Below are 18,264 nucleotides of genomic sequence, written 5' to 3'. Positions count from 1 at the left end.
TAGGCGAGACTGGGCCGAAGCGGAAGCGGGGAGTTTCAGCAACCCAGCGCTGCCAGATCACGCGCCACCGAAGCTTCGTATCCGCCACCGAACAGCCGCACATGCACCAGCAGCGGCCAGAGCCGATAGACCGGCCGCCGCTCCTGCCACCCCGGCGCAAGGCCCAGCGCATCGAAGAAGCGCACGGGCGGCGAATCGAACAAAGTGAGCATCGCCGCATCGACCTCGCGATCGCCATGATAGCAGGCCGGATCGATCAGTCCGGTGACGCGCCCGCCCTGCGCCATCACATTCCCGCCCCACAAATCGCCGTGGAGCAAGGCGGGCGGCGGCGATTGTGGCAAATGCTCGCCGATCGCATCGACCAGCGCCTCGACACGCCGCGCCAGCTGGGGGCGCAGATGCGGGATATGGCAGCGCAGGCGGTTCTCCGCCCAGAAGGCCGGCCATTCGTTGGCAGGTTTATTGAGGATGGCGACCTTCCCGAAGGCATAATCGCTCGGCCAACCATAAGCCGGTTCGCCCTTGCCGCCATCCCCCCGATGCAAAAGGTTCAACTGTCCGGCAAGATCGTCCCAAGCCCCCGAAGGCCCGCTCTGTCCCGGCACCAGCCCCATCAGGACGAGCCCCTCGCCGACCGCCAGCACCTCGGGAACCCGCACTCCGGTCACTGCCATCGTGCGGAGCATCTCCGCCTCGATCGCCACATCCGGCCCGCTCTTGGCGACCCCGTCGCGCCCGTCCGCCAGCACGAACCGCACGACCAAGGACAGGTCGCCGCCCGAAAGCGGCGTGCACGCCGTAACCGCGCTTCCGGCTAACGCACCGATCCGATCAGCCAGCGACTTCATAATCCCTTCCCGTCGCCCCTGCGCAGGCAGGGGCCCAAGTCTGTGGCGTGCCACGCAATCCCCTGACACAGGGAGCACGCCGACTGTGTCAGCCAATCAGAGGGACTGTGCAGCAATAGGCCCCGGCCTGCGCAGGGGCGACGCAGGTACACACCAAACCACTTGAACGCGCCCCGCGCCGACGCTACTTCCGCTGTCCGCGCATGGGCGGGTATAGCACAATGGTAGTGCAGCAGCCTTCCAAGCTGAATATACGGGTTCGATTCCCGTTACCCGCTCCAGCGCGGCAAACCGCATCCCGATGGCGACGCTTTCCCCCGATCCGGCCCCCACGGCCAACGGCGACTCCGGCGCGCAGCCGCTGGCGCTCTATGTCCACTGGCCCTTCTGCGTTTCCAAATGCCCCTATTGCGATTTCAACAGTCATGTCCGCGCGGGCGTGGATCAGGCGCAATGGCGCGCGGCATTGCTCGCCGATCTCGCGCATGAAGCAGCGCAGCTTCCCGGCCGCAGCCTCGGCTCGATCTTCTTCGGCGGCGGCACGCCGTCGCTGATGCCGCCCGAAACCGTGGCCGCGCTGATCGATGCGGCGGCGCGCCACTGGTCGTTCGAACCGGGCATCGAAATCACGCTCGAAGCCAACCCCTCCTCGGTGGAAGCGGCGCGCTTCGCCGACATCGCGGCGGCGGGCGTCAATCGCGTGTCGCTGGGCCTTCAGGCACTCGACAACGAAGCGCTGACCTTCCTTGGCCGGGCGCATGATGTGACCGAAGGGCTCGGCGCGCTCGATACCGCACAGGCCGCGTTCGAGCGCGTCAGTTTCGACCTGATCTATGCCCGCCCCGGCCAGACCCCCGCGCAATGGCAGGCCGAACTCGCCCGCGCGCTGACCTTCGGCACCGAGCATCTTTCGCTCTATCAGCTGACGATCGAACCCGGCACGCGCTTCGCCACGCTCGCCGCCAGGGGCGCGCTCACCATTCCCGATGGCGATGCCGCCGCCGATCTGTTCGAGATGACTCGGGAAATGAGCGCGGCGGCGGGGCTTCCCGCCTATGAAATCTCAAACCATGCCCGGCCGGGCGCGGAAAGCCGCCACAACCTGACCTATTGGCGCTACGGCGATTATGCCGGGGTCGGCCCCGGTGCGCATGGCCGCAGGGGCGGCTGCGCGACCTTTCGCCGCAAGAAGCCCGAAAACTGGCTGACTGCGCTCGATCGCAACGGCCACGGCATCGAAGCCGAGGAACCGCTCGCACCGGCCGATCGCGCAGTCGAGGCGCTGCTAATGGGCCTGCGCCTTCGCGAAGGCGTGGATCTGGCGCGAATCGCCGCGCTGGCGGAAGGCGTCGCTCCGGTGGACATGGGCGCGGTGGAACGTCTGGCAGCGCAGCGAATGCTGACGGTTCGCGGCTCGCGAATCGCCGCGACGGCAGAGGGGATGCCGGTGCTGGAGGCAATGCTGCGCGAGCTGGTGACGGCCTGAATCCCCCTCCCTAAGAGGGAAGGGAGTAACCCGGAATTTCCGCTGTCCTACAACGAATGTTCCTGATACGTTCCATTATACTGCGCCACCTTCGCGCAGGCGCGCGCGGGCGGGCGGGCACGCGCGGGTTACGTCACGACCCTGTGCGAACTTTGAACGGAAAACCGTGGGTTTCAGGCTATTGCAATTTCTGACCCGACTCGCGGGAAAGCGCGCCGTCGGCGCTTCCCCGCCGAGCGAATCAGAAGCCGCGCGGGGCCGAGGATACCGTGACGGTGGAGCCGTCGCGGATTTCCTGCACCTCAAGCGCGCGCTGGGCGATACCGTCGCGGCCGAAACGGAACGCCCCGTCGAGCCCGGCAAACCCGTCGCTCGCCAGCAACCGGCCTTCGGGGAAAGGCTGGCCGACCCGCCAGTCGCGCGCGATCCGCACGGTCAGCAGCACCGAATCATAGCCGAGCGTCGACAGGCGATAGGGAGCCGAGCCGAAGCGCGAACGATATTTGGCGGCATATTGCCGGTAGTAGTTGTTCGAAACGCTGGCGAAGAATGCGCCTTCAAGCGCCGATTTCGATCCGATCGACGAATCCGAATTCCACAATTCGGTGCCCAGCACCCGGGCGGTCGCGCCGCCATCGGTGCGGCGCAGCAGCGGCACGGCGGCGGCGGCGGTATCGCCGCTGCCCGCGATCAGCACCGCCTGGAAAGGATCGGCGCCGAGCCGGTTGGCCGCGCTCGCCAGCGAACCCGACCGTCCGTCATAGGTTTCCATCGCGACCACCCGGCCGCCGGCATCCTCCACCGCGCGCAGGAAGGCGGTCGACGCGCGCTCGCCGTAAAGGCCGCCCGGCATCAGCCCGGCGAAATCGGTGATTCCGCTCGACCGCGCATAATCGACCACGCGGCCGATCGACTGCGACGGGACATAGCCCAGGATATAGGTGCCGTTGCCCGCCACGCTGACATCGTTGGAAAAGCTGAGCAGCGGCACATGCGCACGCCGCGCGATCGGCGATACGGCGCGGACATCGTCGGCCAGCAGCGGGCCGAGGATCAGGCCGTTGCCGTCGGCGATCGCCTGCGTTGCTGCGGCGGCCGCGCCGGTCGCGGTGTCATAGGTGGTGATTCGGATATTGTCGGCATTGGTATCGAGCAGGGCGAGCTGAGTCGCATTGGCCAGCGAGCGGCCGACACCGGCGTTCGTACCCGACATCGGTACCAGCAATGCGACGCGATGGCGCGCTTCATCCTGCGGCAGGCCGGGATCGACCGGAACGTCCGGCTGAGTCGGGGTGGGCTGGGTTACCGGGGGCCGTTCCGGCTCGGGAATGATTCGCGGGCCCGAAGAACAGGCCGCGACCATCGTCATCAGGCCAATGGCAGCCCAGCGCATGATTCCGCGCCGTTTATGTTGCCGAATCTGTATTGCGTCTGCCATGTCTCTCCCCGATGTCATCTGCCCTGTCGCCCGGCCTCTATATCGTCGCTACGCCAATCGGCAATCTCGGCGATCTGTCTCCACGCGCTGCTGAAATACTCATGAACGCCGATCTGGTTGCCGTGGAGGACAGTCGTGTGACGGCAAGGCTGCTTCAGCACATCGGGACGAAGCGACCGATGACGCCCTATCACGACCATAATGCCGAAGCCGTTCGTCCCGGGCTGATCGCGCGAATGGCAAGCGAGGCTGTGGCGCTGGTTTCGGACGCTGGGACGCCGCTGATCTCCGATCCAGGCTACAAGCTGGTGCGCGACGCGCGCGCGGCGGGCCATGCAGTGGTGACGATTCCCGGCCCCTGCGCGGCCGTCGCCGCACTGACGCTGGCCGGGCTGCCGACCGATCGCTTCTTCTTCCTCGGCTTCCTTCCGCCCAAGCAACAGGCACGCGCCGAGGCGATCGCCGAAATCGCGAGCGTGCGCGCGACGCTGATCCTCTACGAATCGGGCCCGCGCCTCTCCGCCTGCCTCTCGGCGCTTGCCGAAGGATTGGGGGATCGCGAAGCGGCCGTGGCACGCGAAATCAGCAAGAAATTCGAGGAATGCGTGACGGGCAGCCTGTCGATGCTGGCGGAACGCTATGCCGATGCCCCGCCCAGGGGGGAGATCGTGGTGATCGTCGGCCCGCCCGGCGAAGCGCCGCCGGCCACCGAGGAAGATGCCGACACCGCGCTCGCCGAGGCGCTTTCGCGCCTTCCCGCTTCCAAGGCGGCAGGCGAAGTGGCGAAGAAGCTCGGCCTCGACCGCAAGGCGCTCTACGCAAGGGCGCTGGGGATGAAGGATCCTCCCCTCCCGCTTGCGGGAGGGGCCGGGGGTGGGCACCCGACCTCCTCAAACGATTCCGCCAGCGGACAGCGCGAGCCCACCCCTAACCCCTCCCGCAAGCGGGAGGGGGATTGATGGCACGAACCACGAAACGCCCGCCTGCTCCATCCCGCCAGGCAGCCGAACTGCGCGGCCGCGACGGCGAACGCCGAGCCGCCTGGTATCTCTGGCTCAAGGGCTGGCGCATCCTTGATCGCCGCGTGCGGACGCCTTCGGGCGAAGTCGATCTGGTCGCGCGCAAGGGCAAGCTGATCGCCTTTGTCGAGGTAAAGACCCGCGCGACCAGCGCCGAACTCGACCATGCGATCGACGAACGCCGGCTTGCCCGCATTGCCGCGGCGGCGGAAATCCTGATGCCGCGCTATGCCGGGCCGGACGACGATATCCGCATCGACGTGATGCTGGTGGCGCCGCGCACGCTGCCCCGCCACATCGAAAACGCATGGATCGGGTGAAATGCGCCCCACCCGCTCCCATCTGCCGTCTAGGCTGAGCTTGTCGAAGCCCCGTTCTGCCTTCATCCGGCAGTCGCAAGGAAAGTACGGCCCTTCGACAAGCTCAGGGCCAACGGAGAACTGAAGTCGTGGCAACCCCACTCACCGTCGCCGTCCAGATGGACCCGCTCGATTCGATCAACATCGCGGGCGATTCCAGCTTCGCGCTGATGCTTTCGGCGCAGTCGCGTGGGCACAGGCTGTTCCACTACGCCCCCGAGGCGCTGAACTATGCCGACGGCCGCGTCTGGACGAAGGCGCATCCCGTCACCGTGCGCCGCGAGGAAGGCAATCACTTCACCTTCGCCGATCCGGTGAAGCTCGATCTGGGCGAAGAGGCCGATGTCGTGCTGATGCGGCAGGACCCGCCCTTCGACTTGGGCTATATCACCGTGACGCACCTGCTCGAACGAATCGCGCACAGGACGCTGGTGGTGAACGACCCCGCCAATGTCCGCAACGCGCCCGAAAAGGTGTTCGTGCTCGATTATGCGCGCTTCATGCCGCCGACTCTGGTGACGCGCAGCCTGGAAGAAGCCAAGGCCTTCCTCGCCGAACACGGCTCGATCGTGGTCAAGCCGCTCCACGGCAATGGCGGCAAGGCGATCTTCAAGATCGACAGCGACGGCAACAACCTCTCCTCGCTGATCGAAGTGTTCAACACCGCCTATCGCGAGCCGCATATGGTGCAGGCGTTCCTGCCGGGCGTGGCGAAAGGTGATAAACGCATCGTGCTGGTCGACGGCGAAGTCGCAGGTGCGGTCAACCGCATCCCCGGCGAAGGCGAAATCCGGTCGAACCTCGCGGTCGGCGGCATGGCGGCGAAAACCGATCTTACCGAACGCGAGAAGGAAATCTGCGCAGCGCTGGCGCCGGAACTGAAGAAGCGCGGGCTGATCTTCGTCGGCATCGACGTGATCGGCGGCGAATGGCTGACGGAGATCAACGTGACCTCGCCGACCGGCATCGTCGCGATCGACAAGTTCAACGGCACCGACACGGCCGGCATGATCTGGGACGCGATCGAACGCCGCGTGGCGGAGCGGGGGTAACAACTGCCCAGCGCTCCCAACCTCCATTTGCGCTGAGCCTGTCGAAGCGCCGTTTTGCCTTCATCCAGCGGTCGCGAAAGAAGAACGGCACTTCGACAAGCTCAGTGCCAACGGTGGAGTTTGCGGAATGGGCTCAAGCCCGAGGATGCGCATTCCGATAGACATCGAGCAGATGCGCCGCATCGACTTGCGTATAGATCTGCGTCGAACTGAGGCTGGCATGGCCCAACAGCTCCTGCAGCGCCCGCAAATCGGCCCCGCGCCCGAGCAGATGCGTGGCGAAGCTGTGCCGCAGCGCATGCGGCGTCGTCCGCTCGGAAAGCCCGAGATGTGCCCGCGCCTTGCGCACCGCCTTGCGGATCGCACCGGGCGGCAGCGGCCCGCCCTTCGCCCCGCGAAACAGCGGCGCGTCCTTCGACACGCCCCAGGGCGTCTGCGCGGCATAGGCCTCGACTGCCTCGCGGACCTGCGGCAGCAGCGGCACGATCCGCGTCTTGCCGCGCTTGCCCGTCACCCGCAGCGTCTCGCCGAGCGGCAGCACCGCGCCGGTCAGCCCCACCGCCTCGCCGATCCGCATTCCGGCGCCATAGAGCAGCAGCAGCACCGCCCAGTCGCGCGCCGCGATCCAGGGTTCGGCCGCGTCCTCGCTCGCTTCCTCCGCAAGCGCCATCGCCTCCTGCGGCGAAACCGGGCGCGGCACGCCCTTCTTGACGCGCGGCCCGCGAACGCGCGGCATTTCGATATCGCCGCCGCCCGCGAATTTGAGGAAACCCCGCACCGCCGAAAGCTCGCGTGCCGCCGAAACATTGGTCAGCCCCTCGCCACGCCGCGCCGCCAGATAGGCGCGCAAGTCGGCAGCGCTCACCTTCGCCAGTTCCGCCCGGCCCACCTCGCCGCCCCAATGGCCGCGCAGGAACGCCAGCAGCCGCTCGGCCGTCGCCTGATAGGCGCGCACGGTATGCGCCGAACGCCGCCGGTCGCGGGCCAGGTGATTCGCGAAAGCGAGCGGCAGGGGTTCGGCATCGGCCATCCCCGCGATTCTAGGCCATATGGCGCGCCGAAGGAATCCTCCGCCGGAACTCTATTCCATCGCCCCGGATTGTCCCCCCATGACCGAATTCGCGATCTCGCTGATCCGCTGGGGCGGCTATTGGGGCATCGCGATCCTGATGTGCCTCGAAAATGTCGTGCCGCCGATCCCGTCCGAAGTGATCATGGGGCTGGGCGGGCTTGCCGTGGCGCGCGGCGATATGGCGATCGTGCCGCTGATGATCGCGGGCACGGCGGGCACGGTGGTAGGCAACCTCGCCTGGTACGAGGCCGGGCGGCGGCTCGGCTATCGGCGGCTGCGCCCGCTGGTCGACCGCTGGGGCCGCTGGCTGACGCTCCACTGGTCGGACATCGAGCGGCTCAACGACCATTTCCGGCGGCGCGGCGCGATGACGGTGTTCGTCTTCCGCTTTCTGCCGACCTTTCGCACGATGATCTCGCTGCCGGCCGGACTGCTCGAAATGCCGCGGCTCAAATTCCTCTTCTACACGACATTGGGCAGCGCGATCTGGAACGGATTTCTCGCCGGTGCGGGCTATTATCTCGGCCGCAACTTTCGCGAAATCGATCAAGTGCTCAACCCGCTCGCGATCGTGTTCATCGCGCTGGTCGGCGGCTGGTACATCTGGCGCGTCATCCGCTGGGAGCCCGAAACGCAAGACGATTGATCGCGTCGCGCGCTTCGCTTATGATACACAAAGGCTCATAAAAGAAGAGCCGGTGGGAGAGGCGAGACGATGGTGACCGTGACCGACCGCGACTATTTCACCGACCTGTCGGTGCTGCGCGACCCGTACAGCTATTTCGAGGATCTGCGCGTTCACGGTCCGGTGCACCAGCTGGAAAGCCGCGATGTGGTGGTCGTCACCGGCTTTCAGGAAGCCGTCGACGTGCTGCTTGATTCGGAGAATTTCTCGAACTTCCAGACGGTCGTTCCCGATCGCCCCCTGCCCTTCGAACCGCAGGGCAGCGACATCACCGACCAGATCGAGGCAAATCGTGGTGCCGAACCGATGCTCGAGCTGATGGTGACCTATGACGGCGCGCCGCACGTCGCCGCGCGGTCGCTGGTGCGAAGCCTCTTCATCCCGTCCCGCCTGCGCGCCAACGAGGAATATATGGCGGCGCTCGCCGAGCGGATGGTCGCGGACGTGGTCGCGAAGGGCGGCTGTGACATGGTCAACGATATCGCCACGCCATACGTCACCTTGGTGATCGCCGACTTGCTGGGCGTGCCCGAGGAAGATCGCGAGAAATTTCGCGAAGTGATCGACCAGGGTCCGCCGCCGGGCAACATGAACGCGGAGGAAGCCGCCGAACGCGCCAATCAGCCGCTGATATTCATGGGCGGCTTCTTCATGAACTATATCACCGATCGCCGCGCCAACCCGCGCGAAGACGTGTTGAGCGAGCTTGCCACCGCCACTTATCCCGACGGCAGCACACCCGACATCGTCGAAGTAGTGAAATCGGCGATGTTCCTGTTCGCCGCCGGGCAGGATACGAGCGCGAAATTGCTTGGCAATGCGATCCGCTTCCTGTGCGACGATCCCGGCCTGCAGGCGCGGCTGCGCGCCGACACTAGCCTGGTCCCGGCGTTTCTGGAGGAAGCGCTACGCCTGGAAGGCTCGACCAAGGCGACCTTCCGCCTGGCAAAGCGCGATACGAAGATCGGCGACATGGCAATTCCGGCGGGCAAGCGCGTCATCGTCGCGCTGTCGGCGGCGAACCGCGATCCGATGCGCTGGGAAAACCCGCAGGCGTTCGAGCTGGGCCGCGCGAAGATCAAGGAGCATCTCGCCTTCGGACGCGGCGCGCACACCTGCATCGGCGCCCCGCTGGCGCGCGCCGAGGTGCGGGTGATCCTGGAGAAATTTCTGCAGCAGACCAAGGACATCCGCCTGTCGCGCGACGTCTATGGCGACGATGGCAGCGCCGCTCTGGTCTATGAACCGAGCTACATCATCCGCGGGCTCGAAACGCTCCATGTGGAGTTCGATCCGGCCTGAGCGAAATCACCAACGACCCGCCTCGCGTCGCCCCGATCCGACCCGGGGCGGCGCATTTTTTTGCCGGACAGTAACGCGATCAGCCGATCTTCTGGCCGGTCTTTTCCCAGTCGGCGAGGAACCCCTTGATGCCGTTTTCGGTCAGCGGATGCTTGACCAGCTGGCGGATCACCGCCGGCGGCGCGGTCATCACATCGGCGCCGATTTTCGCCGATTCGAGGACATGGACGGCATGACGCACGCTCGCGACCAGGATCTCGGTCTCGAAATCGTAATTGTCGTAGATCAGGCGGATATCGCTGATCAACTGCATCCCGTCGAAACCGATATCGTCATGCCGGCCGACGAACGGCGAAATGAAGGTCGCGCCCGCCTTCGCCGCGAGCAGCGCCTGATTCGCCGAGAAGCAGAGCGTGACATTGACCATCGTGCCGTCATCGGTCAGCGCCTTGCATGCCTTGAGCCCGTCGATCGTCAGCGGCACCTTCACCGCGACATTGTCGGCGATCTTCCGCACGATTTCCGCCTCGCGCATCATCCCGTCGAAATCGAGCGCGACGACTTCGGCCGAAACCGGCCCGTCGGTGATCTCGCAGATTTCCTTGACCACTTCGAGAAAGTCACGCCCCGCCTTGTGGATCAGCGAGGGATTGGTGGTGACGCCGTCGACCAGCCCGGAAGCGGCAAGGTCGCGGATTTCGGCGGTGTCGGCGGTATCGACGAAAAATTTCATGGTCTGATTCCCGAGTGGAGATTTGGCGGGTCCGTTAGCCGTTTGCGCGCATCGCGTCACCCCGGCAGAAGAAATGACAGTTTTATTACCATCTGCTAGCGGCTCCTCACGAGCTCCAATTCTCGAATTTTCCACGAGAAATCGATGCGGAGAGAGAAATGCGCAAGGTAGGCGCGCTTGTTGCCGGCGGGCTATGCATGATCGCGCCGCCGGCGATCGCGCAACAGGAGGACAGGCAATTCTGGTCGACGATGGCCGCCGGCGTCCGGTTGTCGGATACGGTATCACTCCAGGGTGAAGTCGTGCTGCGCTTCGGCGATGCCGGTCTTTACGAATCGGAAGCGGGTGGCTTCGTGACCTATCGACTTTCCGAATCGGTGAGCCTGAGCGCCGGCTATGCCCGCGTGACCAACTATACGCACGGCCAGGTCACGCGCAGCGAAGACCGGCCGCGACAGCAGATCGACGTCGATCTTGGCACGATCCTTGGAGGGGAGCTGAACAGCAGGCTCCGGTTCGAGCAGCGGTTTCGCAACAGCGACACCGGGTTCCGGCTGCGCCCGCGAGTGAAATGGAAACTGCCGTGGCGCGAACGCGGCGGCCCCGCGCTGGTGCTCAGCCACGAAAGTTTCGTCGAGCTAAACGATACCGACGGCGGACAGAATGCCGGATATCGGCGGATGCGAAATTTCGCCGGTGTGGACGTTCCGATCGCCGGATCGGTGCGCGCCGAGATCGGCTATCTCAACCAATATGACCTGCGCGATCGGGCTCGCGACACGATGGACCACATCCTGTCGATCGGCGTCGGCGCGAAATTCTGAGGCTCAGGACGCGCTCGGGGCAAGCAGCATCGCTTTCGCACGGGGTGCCGGCAAATTGCTCAAATTCAGCCGATAGCTGCCGGGCTCGAGCGGGAAGTTGACGATCTTGGCGATCGAACTGCACGCGGGGCCATGCGCATGCGCGACCGATCGTAGCGGCTCCGCGCCCTCTTCCATCGCAGTCACTTCAATCCAGCCGCGCTGGTCAAGGACCACACCATATACCCCGGCCTGTGTAACTTCGAACACGGTCTCGGCTTCATAGGTGACTCGCGCCGCTCCGCTGTCGGATCCCTCCAGCAGCACCGGCACGCCCGGCGCCAACGTCTCGCCAGGGTGCACCCAGCCTGCGAGTTCGGGCGGCAGGTCCGCGTCCTGGACGGTGCAGGGAACATCCTGCGCGAACAACAAAGCGGCAAGCAACAGCATCGGCTTTCTCCTCGGCTTGCCGAGATACGCCATTCCAACCGGCGCGGGAATGACGATATGGGGAGCCATGCCCGGTAATCGCGCCCGCGTCATCGTTATGAACAATGCGCTTGGTCCGCTCGACTATCGCGTGCCGCAGGGCATGCATGTCGAGCCCGGGTCGATTGTCGTCGCACCGCTCGGTCCCCGTCAATTGCTCGGCGTCGTCTGGGAGCCAGAGCGGCTCCAGACCGAGGAAGTCGGCGACAACCGGCTGCGCAATCTGATCGGCGTGGTCGATGCCCCGCCCATCCCCGCACCGCTTCGCCGACTGGTCGAATGGACGGCGGACTATTATCTGGCTCCGCTGCCTTCTGTGCTGCGCATGTGCCTTTCGTCGAGCGCCGCGCTCGAAGGGTCGCCGACCATCGTCGAATATCGCGCGACGGGGCTGGTCCCCGACCGGATGACGCCGCAGCGCGAACAGGCGCTCGAACGGATCGGCGACCGGCAGGGGCTGGTACGCGAGCTCGCCTCCATCGCCGACGTTTCCGACGCCGTCATCCGCGGGCTGGTGAAGGTGGGTGCGATCGAGGCGGTGATGGTCGAGGCCGACACGCCCTATCCGCCGCCCGATCCCAATTTCGCACCGCCCGACCTTTCGCCCGATCAGGCATCGGTGGCGAGCATATTGCGGCAGGCGATCGGCGCGGGTGAGTTCCAGCCCTTCCTGCTCGACGGCGTGACCGGATCGGGCAAGACCGAAGTCTATTTCGAAGCGATCGCGGCGGCGCTCGCGGCGGGCAAGCAATCGCTCGTCCTGCTCCCCGAAATCGCGCTGACCGAACCGTTCCTGACGCGCTTCACCAAACGCTTCGGCTGCGAGCCGGTCGCCTGGCATTCGGACCTTCGCCAGTCGCAGCGCCGTCGCGCGTGGCGCGCCATCGCCAGCGGCGAGGCGAAGGTCGCGGTCGGCGCGCGATCGGCATTGTTCCTGCCCTTTTCCGATCTCGGGCTGATCGTCGTCGACGAAGCGCATGAAACAAGCTTCAAACAGGAAGACGGCGTCCATTATCACGCCCGCGACGTCGCGGTGATGCGGGGCCTATTCGAACAGGCGCCGGTGGTGCTCGCCACCGCCACGCCCGCGATCGAGACGCGTCATCAGGTCCAGCTCGGCCGCTATGAGGAACTCAAGCTCCCTGGTCGCTACGGCCCGGCCGATTTGCCGCATGTCGAGGCGATCGACATGATCCAGGAGCCGCCCGATCGCGGCCGCTGGCTCGCCCCGCGGCTGGTGAAGGGGATGGCGGCGACGCTCGAGCGCGGCGAGCAGGTGCTGCTGTTCCTCAACCGGCGCGGCTATGCGCCGCTCACATTGTGCCGCGTCTGCGGACATCGGCTGCAATGCCCCAATTGTACGGCCTGGATGGTCGAGCATCGCCTGCTCGGCCGCCTCGCCTGCCACCATTGCGGGCACAGCTATCCCACGCCGCGCGAATGCCCCGAATGCGAATCGGAGAATTCGCTTGCCGCCTGCGGCCCCGGCGTCGAGCGCGTGGCGGACGAAGTACGCGAGTTGTTCCCCGACAAGAAGGTCGCGATCGTCACTTCGGACACGCTCTGGTCGCCGCAAAAGGCCGCCGAGTTCGTCCAGCGGATGGAGCATGGCGATATCGACATCGTCGTCGGCACCCAGCTCGTCACCAAGGGCTATCATTTCCCCAATCTGACGCTGGTCGGCGTGGTCGATGCCGATCTCGGTCTGGGCGGCGGCGACCTGCGCGCGGCCGAACGGACCTTTCAGCAGATATGCCAGGTGTCAGGCCGCGCGGGGCGCGGCGAAAAGCCCGGCACCGTCCTCATCCAGACGCATTGCCCCGACGCCGATGTGATGAAGGCGCTGGTGACGGGGGACAGCGAGACCTTCTACCAGGCCGAGACCGAGGCGCGCCGCGACGCCCATGCCCCGCCCTTCGGCCGCTATGCCGCGATCATCGTCTCTTCGGAGGACAAGGCGGCAGCGGAGGAAACCGCGCGCCGCATCGGCAAGTCGCGGCCCGAAATGGAGGAAATGCACGTCTTCGGCCCCGCCCCCGCGCCGCTGGCGATGCTGCGCGGCCGCCACCGTTTCCGCCTGCTCGTCCACGCCAAACGCGCCTTCGACGTGCAGGACGTGATCCGCGAATGGCTCGGCGGACTAGAATGGCCGTCCAAGGTTCGGGTTGCAGTTGACGTCGACCCGTATAGTTTCCTCTGACGATTCGCGCCGTTCAGGGGGGCAAAGTGCGCAAGATACTGACTCTTATAGCGTTTTTTCTGATAATTCCGACATCTGCGCACGCGCAGTGGTTCCGCGCCGACAGCGATCATTTCGTCGTCTATGCGGAACGCTCGCAAGAAGATACGCAGACCTTCGCGGAAGAACTCGAACGCTTTGACAAGGGCGTCCGGCGGTTGCGCGGCCTGCCTGCCGGCGAACCGGGCGTGAACCGCGTCACGGTCTATCTGATGCGGTCGAGCCTTTTCCGCGACATCACGTCGAGCCGTTCCATCGGCGGCTTCTACCACAGCGCGTCGAACGGTTCGGTGGCGTTCCTCCCCACCACCGGAACCGGCATCAGCCCGCAGCAGACGCTGTTCCACGAATATACGCACCATCTGTTTTCGGTGGCGTGGTCGAACATCGCCATTCCGGGCTGGCTGAGCGAGGGCATGGCCGAACTGCATGCGACTGCCGAAGTGCGTTCGGACGGGTCGATGGTTTTCGGTCGGGAGCCTTCCTATCGCACCGGCTCGCTGCGCAATCTCGACAATGATCAGATCACGGCGATGCTCACGGCCAACACCGAAGAAAGCGGCGTCTATATCTATTACACCGCCGGCTGGCTGCTCACACACTACCTGACCTTCGATCCCGAGCGTGACGGGCAGCTGTCCAATTACATCGTCGCGATCAACAGCGGCCAGTCGCTCGAAGAAGCAGCCGAAACCGCCTTTGGCGACACGCGCAAGTTCGAATCGGATCTGGCGCGCTATCGTCGCGGAACCAGCCTGCCCGCCGTTGCCGTTCCCGCCGAGGACATCCAGATCGGCGACGTGACGGTGCGGCCGCTGACGCCGGGCGAACGCGCCACGATCGAATGGGCGATCCGCTCGCGCAGCGGCGTCGACGAGGAAGAGGCGGAAGAGGTCTATGCCGCGCTCAAGCCGCTGGCCGAAACCTATAGCGGCGACGCACTGGCACAGCGCGCTTTCGCGGAAGCGGCCTTCGACAAAGGCGCGTTCGACGATGTCATCGTCGCCGCGGACCGGGCGATCGCCGCCGATCCGTCGCTCGGCAGCGTCTATGCCTACAAGGCGCGGGCGATGATGGAAGCGCCCGAAAGCTATGCCGATATCGACGACGCGACCTGGATCGACATTCGCCGCGTCATTGTTGCCGGGCTGCAGGCCGACCCGGACAATGCCGAGCTGCTGTGGCTCTACTACCGGTCCTTCGCCGAAGCCGGAACTAGCCCGCACGTGATCGCCGTCCAGCGCCTCTACCGCGCGTTCGAGATTCAGCCGCAATACCCGCCGCTGCGCATGGCAACGGCCTATCAGCTGCTGACTGACGGCAAGGCCGCGGAAGCCCGCGCAGTGCTGCGTCCGCTGGCATTCAGCGTGCACGAAAGCGCGGCGACGAAGCGCGCCCGCAAGATCGTCGACGCCATCGACGAAGGCGATCTCGACAAGGCGCTCGCCACTGCCGAGGAAGGCGCGGAGGCAGGTCCCGAGGACGAGGAACCCACGGACGGGGAGCCCAATAGCTCGCAGGTCATGCGTACCTTCGGGCAAGCGGGGTTGAACGCGGCGGCGAATTGACCGATTAGTCCGGGCGGATACGGGTTCGCCGGGGGATTGATGTGACCAAGCGGCTGCTGCTCTTGCTGGTGCTGCTGATCGGATGGACCGCCCCGGCGCGCGCCGACGATATTTCGGCGTCGGCGCGCGGCGTGGTGCGGGTCGTGACCATCGCCGTGGTCGGCGACGAAGTGGTCGGTTTCGGGCATGGCAGCGGCTTCGCGGTGGCGCCCAACCGCATCGTCACCAATGCGCATGTCGTCGATCTTGCGGCGCGCTATCCCGACAATGTCATCATCGGCGTGGTGCCGTCGGAAGGCGACAAATCCTACAAGGGGCGGCTGATCGCGATCGACACGGACCGCGACCTTGCCCTGATCGAGTTTTCGGGCGTCCGCCTGCCGACGCTCACCCTCTACAACGGCCCCGTCGAGGAAGGCGAGGCAATGATCGCGCTCGGCTATCCGGGCAATGTCGATCTCGCCACCGCGCGCTCGGCGATGGACTATATCACGCCGCAGGCGCCGGTGCGCTCGCAGGGCAATTTCGCGGGCCGGCGTTCGCTGCAGGGGACCAGCGTGCTGCTGCATACCGCGAGCATCGCCCGCGGCAATTCGGGCGGCCCGCTGCTCGACCGCTGCGGTCGTGTGCTCGGAGTCAATTCGGCGCTGACCCTAGCCGAGGAAGGCGATTCGACATTCGGCTTCGCCATCTCCGGCGCCGAACTGTCTGCCTTTCTCGCCGCGGCGCAGCAGGAATATTCCGCCAATGGCGTCGCCTGCACCACGATCGAGGAAAGCATGGCCGCCGATCGCAACGCCACCGCGCGCGAACAGGCCGAAGCCGCCGCGCGCGAGCGCGAAGCGGCGGCCCGCGCCGAGGCGACCCGGCGCGAAGCGATCGCCAAGGCGCGGCTGCGCAACGAAGCCGCGCGCGAGAATTTCATGGCCGGGGCCGCGGTGCTGCTGGTGCTAGGGGCCCTCGCCCTCGGTGGGGCGGGCATGCTGCTGTCGCGCGGCAGCCAGCGCGAGGCGATCTGGATCGCTTCAGGCGGCGGGGTGCTGATGATCGGCGCCGCCGCGCTGTTCCTCAGCCGCCCCGGCTTCGATGAAGACAGCATCGTTCCGGTTCCCTCCTCCAGCGAAGCGACGTCGTCGCTCCCCGCAACCGGCAAGATGGTCTGCCGCTTCGTCGCCGATCGCAGCCGCGTCACCGTGTCCGAGATCGGCGACGTTCCGCTGGAGATCGATCGCGACGGATGCGTCAACGGCCGCACGCAATATGCCGAGGCGGGCGAGGAATGGGAGCGCATCCTCGTCCCGTCGGAAGAACAGACGGTGTCGGTGCTCGACTACGATCCGTCTACGCGGACCTATACCAACACGCGCTACCTGCTGACCCAGTCGCAAATGGAACGCGCCCGCCAGCTGCGTGCCGAAGTGCAGCTCAAGCAATGTTCGACCGACCAGGCCGCACGCGCCGATCTGGCGACGCGCCAGCAGACGATCCGAACCGCGTTGCCGCAGGAATATAACGAAAAGCTCGTCTATCGTTGCGAGCCTGTCGCCGACGCGACACCAGCCGAATAAGGAGCCGCCATGCTGCGCCATCTTCTAACGCTGGCCGCGGCATTCGCCTCGGCCGCCCCGGCCATTGCCCAGGAAGCCGTACCGGCTGCGCAGGACACGGCGGCCGGAATCGCAGTCACCCTGTCCCCCGAACTGGGCGAGCATCGCTCGGGACGACTGCTCGTCTTCGCACAGCGGGTCGAACCCGGGGCCGAGCCGCAGGATGCCGTTGACACCTCGCCGTTCAACCCCACCGGCACCGCAATCGCGGCGCGCGAAATTTCCGATCTGTCGCCGGGCGCCCCGGCGCTCGTCGGCGCGAGCACCGACAGCTTCCCGACCAGCTTCACCGACCTGCCGTCGGGCACCTATCGCTTTCAGGCAGTTCTCGATCGCAACCACGACTATAATTACGGCGGCCGCGGCGCAGGCGACTATGTCTCGCCGGTCGTCGAAGCGACGCTGCCCGGCCCGATGCCCGCGCTGACGCTGTCGCGCGAATTGCCCGCGACCGGCCTTGCCGACTGGCTGGCGCGCATGCCCGAGGCCGAACGCGCGAAAATGGAGGCCAGGCTCGCCGCGCTCGAGCCGGTCGATTTCGAAAGCAGCGCGCTGACGGCCTTCTGGGGCCGCGCGACGCATATTCGCGGATGGATCGCGCTGCCGCCGGGATATGACCCGGACGCGGCCGCCACCTACCCCACCGTTTATTCGACCGGGGGATTCGGCAGCACGCTCGATTCCGCCAGGCTACGTGCCGCGCAGATGGCGGGCATGATGGCCGAGGGCGAGACGCCGCCAATGATCTGGGTCTATCTCGATGAAAGCAGCCCCACCGGCACGCATGAATTCGCCGATTCAGTGAATAACGGCCCCTGGGGCCATGCGCTTACCGAGGAACTGATCCCGGCGCTCGAATCGGAATATCGCATGGACGCGCGGCCGAACGGCCGCTTCCTAACCGGGCACAGCTCGGGCGGCTGGGCGACGCTGTGGCTGCAGGTGCGCTATCCCGAAATTTTCGGCGGCACCTGGCCGACCGCGCCCGATCCGTCGGACTTTCACGACTTCACCAACATCGATCTCTATGCGGACGGAGCCAATGCCTATGTCGGCGACGACGGCGAGCCGCTGCCGCTGGTGCGCAACCAAGGCGAAGTCGTCGCGACGCTGCGCCAGTTCGGCGAGATGGAGGCAGCGCTCGGCGCCTATGGCGGCCAGTTCGCCTCGTTCGAATGGGTGTTTTCGCCCAAGGGCCCGGATGGCCGCCCGATGCCGCTGTTCGATCGCGCGACCGGCGAAATCGATCCGATGGTCGCGCGCTACTGGATCGAGAATTACGATATCGCCCACCGCGTCCGTCGCGACTGGGCCGAAATCGGCCCGGCGCTCACGGGCAAGATCCATCTGATCGTCGGCACCGCCGACACCTTCTACCTCGATGGGCCGGCGCGACGGCTCGAGGCAGTGCTCGACGAACTCGGCGCCGAAGCCGATTTCCGTTTCCTGCCGGGCAAGACCCATTTCGACCTGTTCGCGCGCGACGGCGATTCGCAGGCGCTGCTCAAGGACATCGCGAGGGAAATGTACGCCGTCGCGCGCCCCGGCGAGGACCGGTAAC

16 protein-coding genes and 1 tRNA gene are annotated in these 18,264 nt (G+C 66.0%); 12 read left to right on the top strand and 5 right to left on the bottom strand.

Features of this window, described 5'->3' with window-relative positions:
* Nucleotides 1-35: 35 nt before the first annotated feature.
* The gene (locus G5C33_RS05370) at nt 36-851 is read right to left on the bottom strand and encodes a fructosamine kinase family protein (RefSeq protein WP_165326278.1); all 816 of its coding nucleotides are present in this window, start codon (nt 849-851) and stop codon (nt 36-38) included.
* A 207-nt stretch (nt 852-1,058) separates the two neighbouring features.
* Here G5C33_RS05370 and G5C33_RS05365 point away from each other — a divergent pair.
* Together G5C33_RS05365 and hemW are read left to right on the top strand one after the other, a co-directional pair.
* Nucleotides 1,059-1,132 (top strand) — tRNA-Gly (locus tag G5C33_RS05365).
* A 20-nt stretch (nt 1,133-1,152) separates the two neighbouring features.
* Nucleotides 1,153-2,337, top strand: coding sequence for a radical SAM family heme chaperone HemW (gene hemW / locus G5C33_RS05360; protein ID WP_165326277.1), 1,185 nt, complete (start codon nt 1,153-1,155; stop codon nt 2,335-2,337).
* A gap of 241 nt (nt 2,338-2,578) precedes the next feature.
* Here the strand turns inward: hemW and G5C33_RS05355 are convergent, their stop codons facing one another.
* Complete coding sequence (locus G5C33_RS05355) at nt 2,579-3,730, bottom strand: penicillin-binding protein activator (RefSeq protein WP_228275197.1); 1,152 nt, start codon at nt 3,728-3,730, stop codon at nt 2,579-2,581.
* 56 nt (nt 3,731-3,786) lie between these two features.
* On the opposite strand from G5C33_RS05355, the gene rsmI reads away from it, so the two are divergent.
* From rsmI to gshB, 3 genes are all read left to right on the top strand, one after another.
* Nucleotides 3,787-4,734: a 16S rRNA (cytidine(1402)-2'-O)-methyltransferase gene (rsmI, locus tag G5C33_RS05350; protein ID WP_165326275.1), complete on the top strand. Its 948-nt coding sequence runs from the start codon at nt 3,787-3,789 to the stop codon at nt 4,732-4,734.
* On the top strand, nt 4,734-5,114 hold the full coding sequence (locus tag G5C33_RS05345) for a YraN family protein (RefSeq protein ID WP_165326274.1): 381 nt from the start codon (nt 4,734-4,736) through the stop codon (nt 5,112-5,114). Before rsmI ends, G5C33_RS05345 begins: the two co-directional genes overlap by 1 nt.
* A 128-nt stretch (nt 5,115-5,242) precedes the next feature.
* Nucleotides 5,243-6,205: a glutathione synthase gene (gshB, locus tag G5C33_RS05340; RefSeq protein ID WP_165326273.1), complete on the top strand. Its 963-nt coding sequence runs from the start codon at nt 5,243-5,245 to the stop codon at nt 6,203-6,205.
* A gap of 133 nt (nt 6,206-6,338) precedes the next feature.
* On the opposite strand, the gene G5C33_RS05335 is transcribed toward gshB, so the two are convergent.
* A complete protein-coding gene (locus G5C33_RS05335; protein ID WP_165326272.1) occupies nt 6,339-7,235 on the bottom strand; it encodes a tyrosine recombinase XerC in 897 nt (298 codons plus the stop codon).
* A 79-nt stretch (nt 7,236-7,314) separates the two neighbouring features.
* Here G5C33_RS05335 and G5C33_RS05330 point away from each other — a divergent pair, with 79 nt between their 5' ends.
* Together G5C33_RS05330 and G5C33_RS05325 are read left to right on the top strand one after the other, a co-directional pair.
* Nucleotides 7,315-7,923, top strand: a complete 609-nt coding sequence (locus G5C33_RS05330) for a DedA family protein (protein WP_165326271.1) — start codon at nt 7,315-7,317, stop codon at nt 7,921-7,923.
* A 69-nt stretch (nt 7,924-7,992) separates the two neighbouring features.
* Entirely contained in the window at nt 7,993-9,264 is a 1,272-nt protein-coding gene (locus G5C33_RS05325; protein ID WP_165326270.1) for a cytochrome P450, read from the top strand.
* Nucleotides 9,265-9,343: 79 nt separating this feature from the next.
* On the opposite strand, the gene fsa is transcribed toward G5C33_RS05325, so the two are convergent.
* Nucleotides 9,344-9,997 carry a fructose-6-phosphate aldolase gene (gene fsa / locus G5C33_RS05320; RefSeq protein WP_165326269.1) on the bottom strand — a complete coding sequence of 218 codons (654 nt, stop codon included), beginning with the start codon at nt 9,995-9,997 and terminating at the stop codon, nt 9,344-9,346.
* A gap of 158 nt (nt 9,998-10,155) precedes the next feature.
* On the opposite strand from fsa, the gene G5C33_RS05315 reads away from it, so the two are divergent.
* Nucleotides 10,156-10,821 carry a DUF2490 domain-containing protein gene (locus G5C33_RS05315; RefSeq protein ID WP_165326268.1) on the top strand — a complete coding sequence of 222 codons (666 nt, stop codon included), beginning with the start codon at nt 10,156-10,158 and terminating at the stop codon, nt 10,819-10,821.
* A 3-nt stretch (nt 10,822-10,824) separates the two neighbouring features.
* Here G5C33_RS05315 and G5C33_RS05310 read toward each other — a convergent pair whose 3' ends face one another.
* Complete coding sequence (locus G5C33_RS05310) at nt 10,825-11,319, bottom strand: hypothetical protein (protein WP_165326267.1); 495 nt, start codon at nt 11,317-11,319, stop codon at nt 10,825-10,827.
* Between G5C33_RS05310 and G5C33_RS05305 the strand changes: the two genes are divergently transcribed.
* Genes G5C33_RS05305 through G5C33_RS05290 form a run of 4 tightly spaced genes read left to right on the top strand, consistent with a single transcriptional unit; the run spans nt 11,318 to nt 18,263 of the window.
* On the top strand, nt 11,318-13,489 hold the full coding sequence (locus tag G5C33_RS05305) for a primosomal protein N' (RefSeq protein ID WP_165326266.1): 2,172 nt from the start codon (nt 11,318-11,320) through the stop codon (nt 13,487-13,489). The genes G5C33_RS05310 and G5C33_RS05305 overlap by 2 nt on opposite strands.
* A gap of 26 nt (nt 13,490-13,515) precedes the next feature.
* Nucleotides 13,516-15,096 carry a tetratricopeptide repeat protein gene (locus G5C33_RS05300; RefSeq protein WP_165326265.1) on the top strand — a complete coding sequence of 527 codons (1,581 nt, stop codon included), beginning with the start codon at nt 13,516-13,518 and terminating at the stop codon, nt 15,094-15,096.
* A gap of 41 nt (nt 15,097-15,137) precedes the next feature.
* Complete coding sequence (locus G5C33_RS05295) at nt 15,138-16,664, top strand: S1C family serine protease (protein WP_228275196.1); 1,527 nt, start codon at nt 15,138-15,140, stop codon at nt 16,662-16,664.
* A 9-nt stretch (nt 16,665-16,673) separates the two neighbouring features.
* A complete protein-coding gene (locus tag G5C33_RS05290; RefSeq protein ID WP_165326264.1) occupies nt 16,674-18,263 on the top strand; it encodes an alpha/beta hydrolase in 1,590 nt (529 codons plus the stop codon).
* The last annotated feature ends 1 nt before the right edge of the window (nt 18,264 follow it).

The organism is Sphingosinithalassobacter tenebrarum, from assembly GCF_011057975.1.
Taxonomy (GTDB): domain Bacteria; phylum Pseudomonadota; class Alphaproteobacteria; order Sphingomonadales; family Sphingomonadaceae; genus Sphingomonas; species Sphingomonas tenebrarum.
The sequence above is the reverse complement of the archived record's forward strand: the minus strand, read 5'-3'. Positions and strand labels throughout refer to the sequence as shown.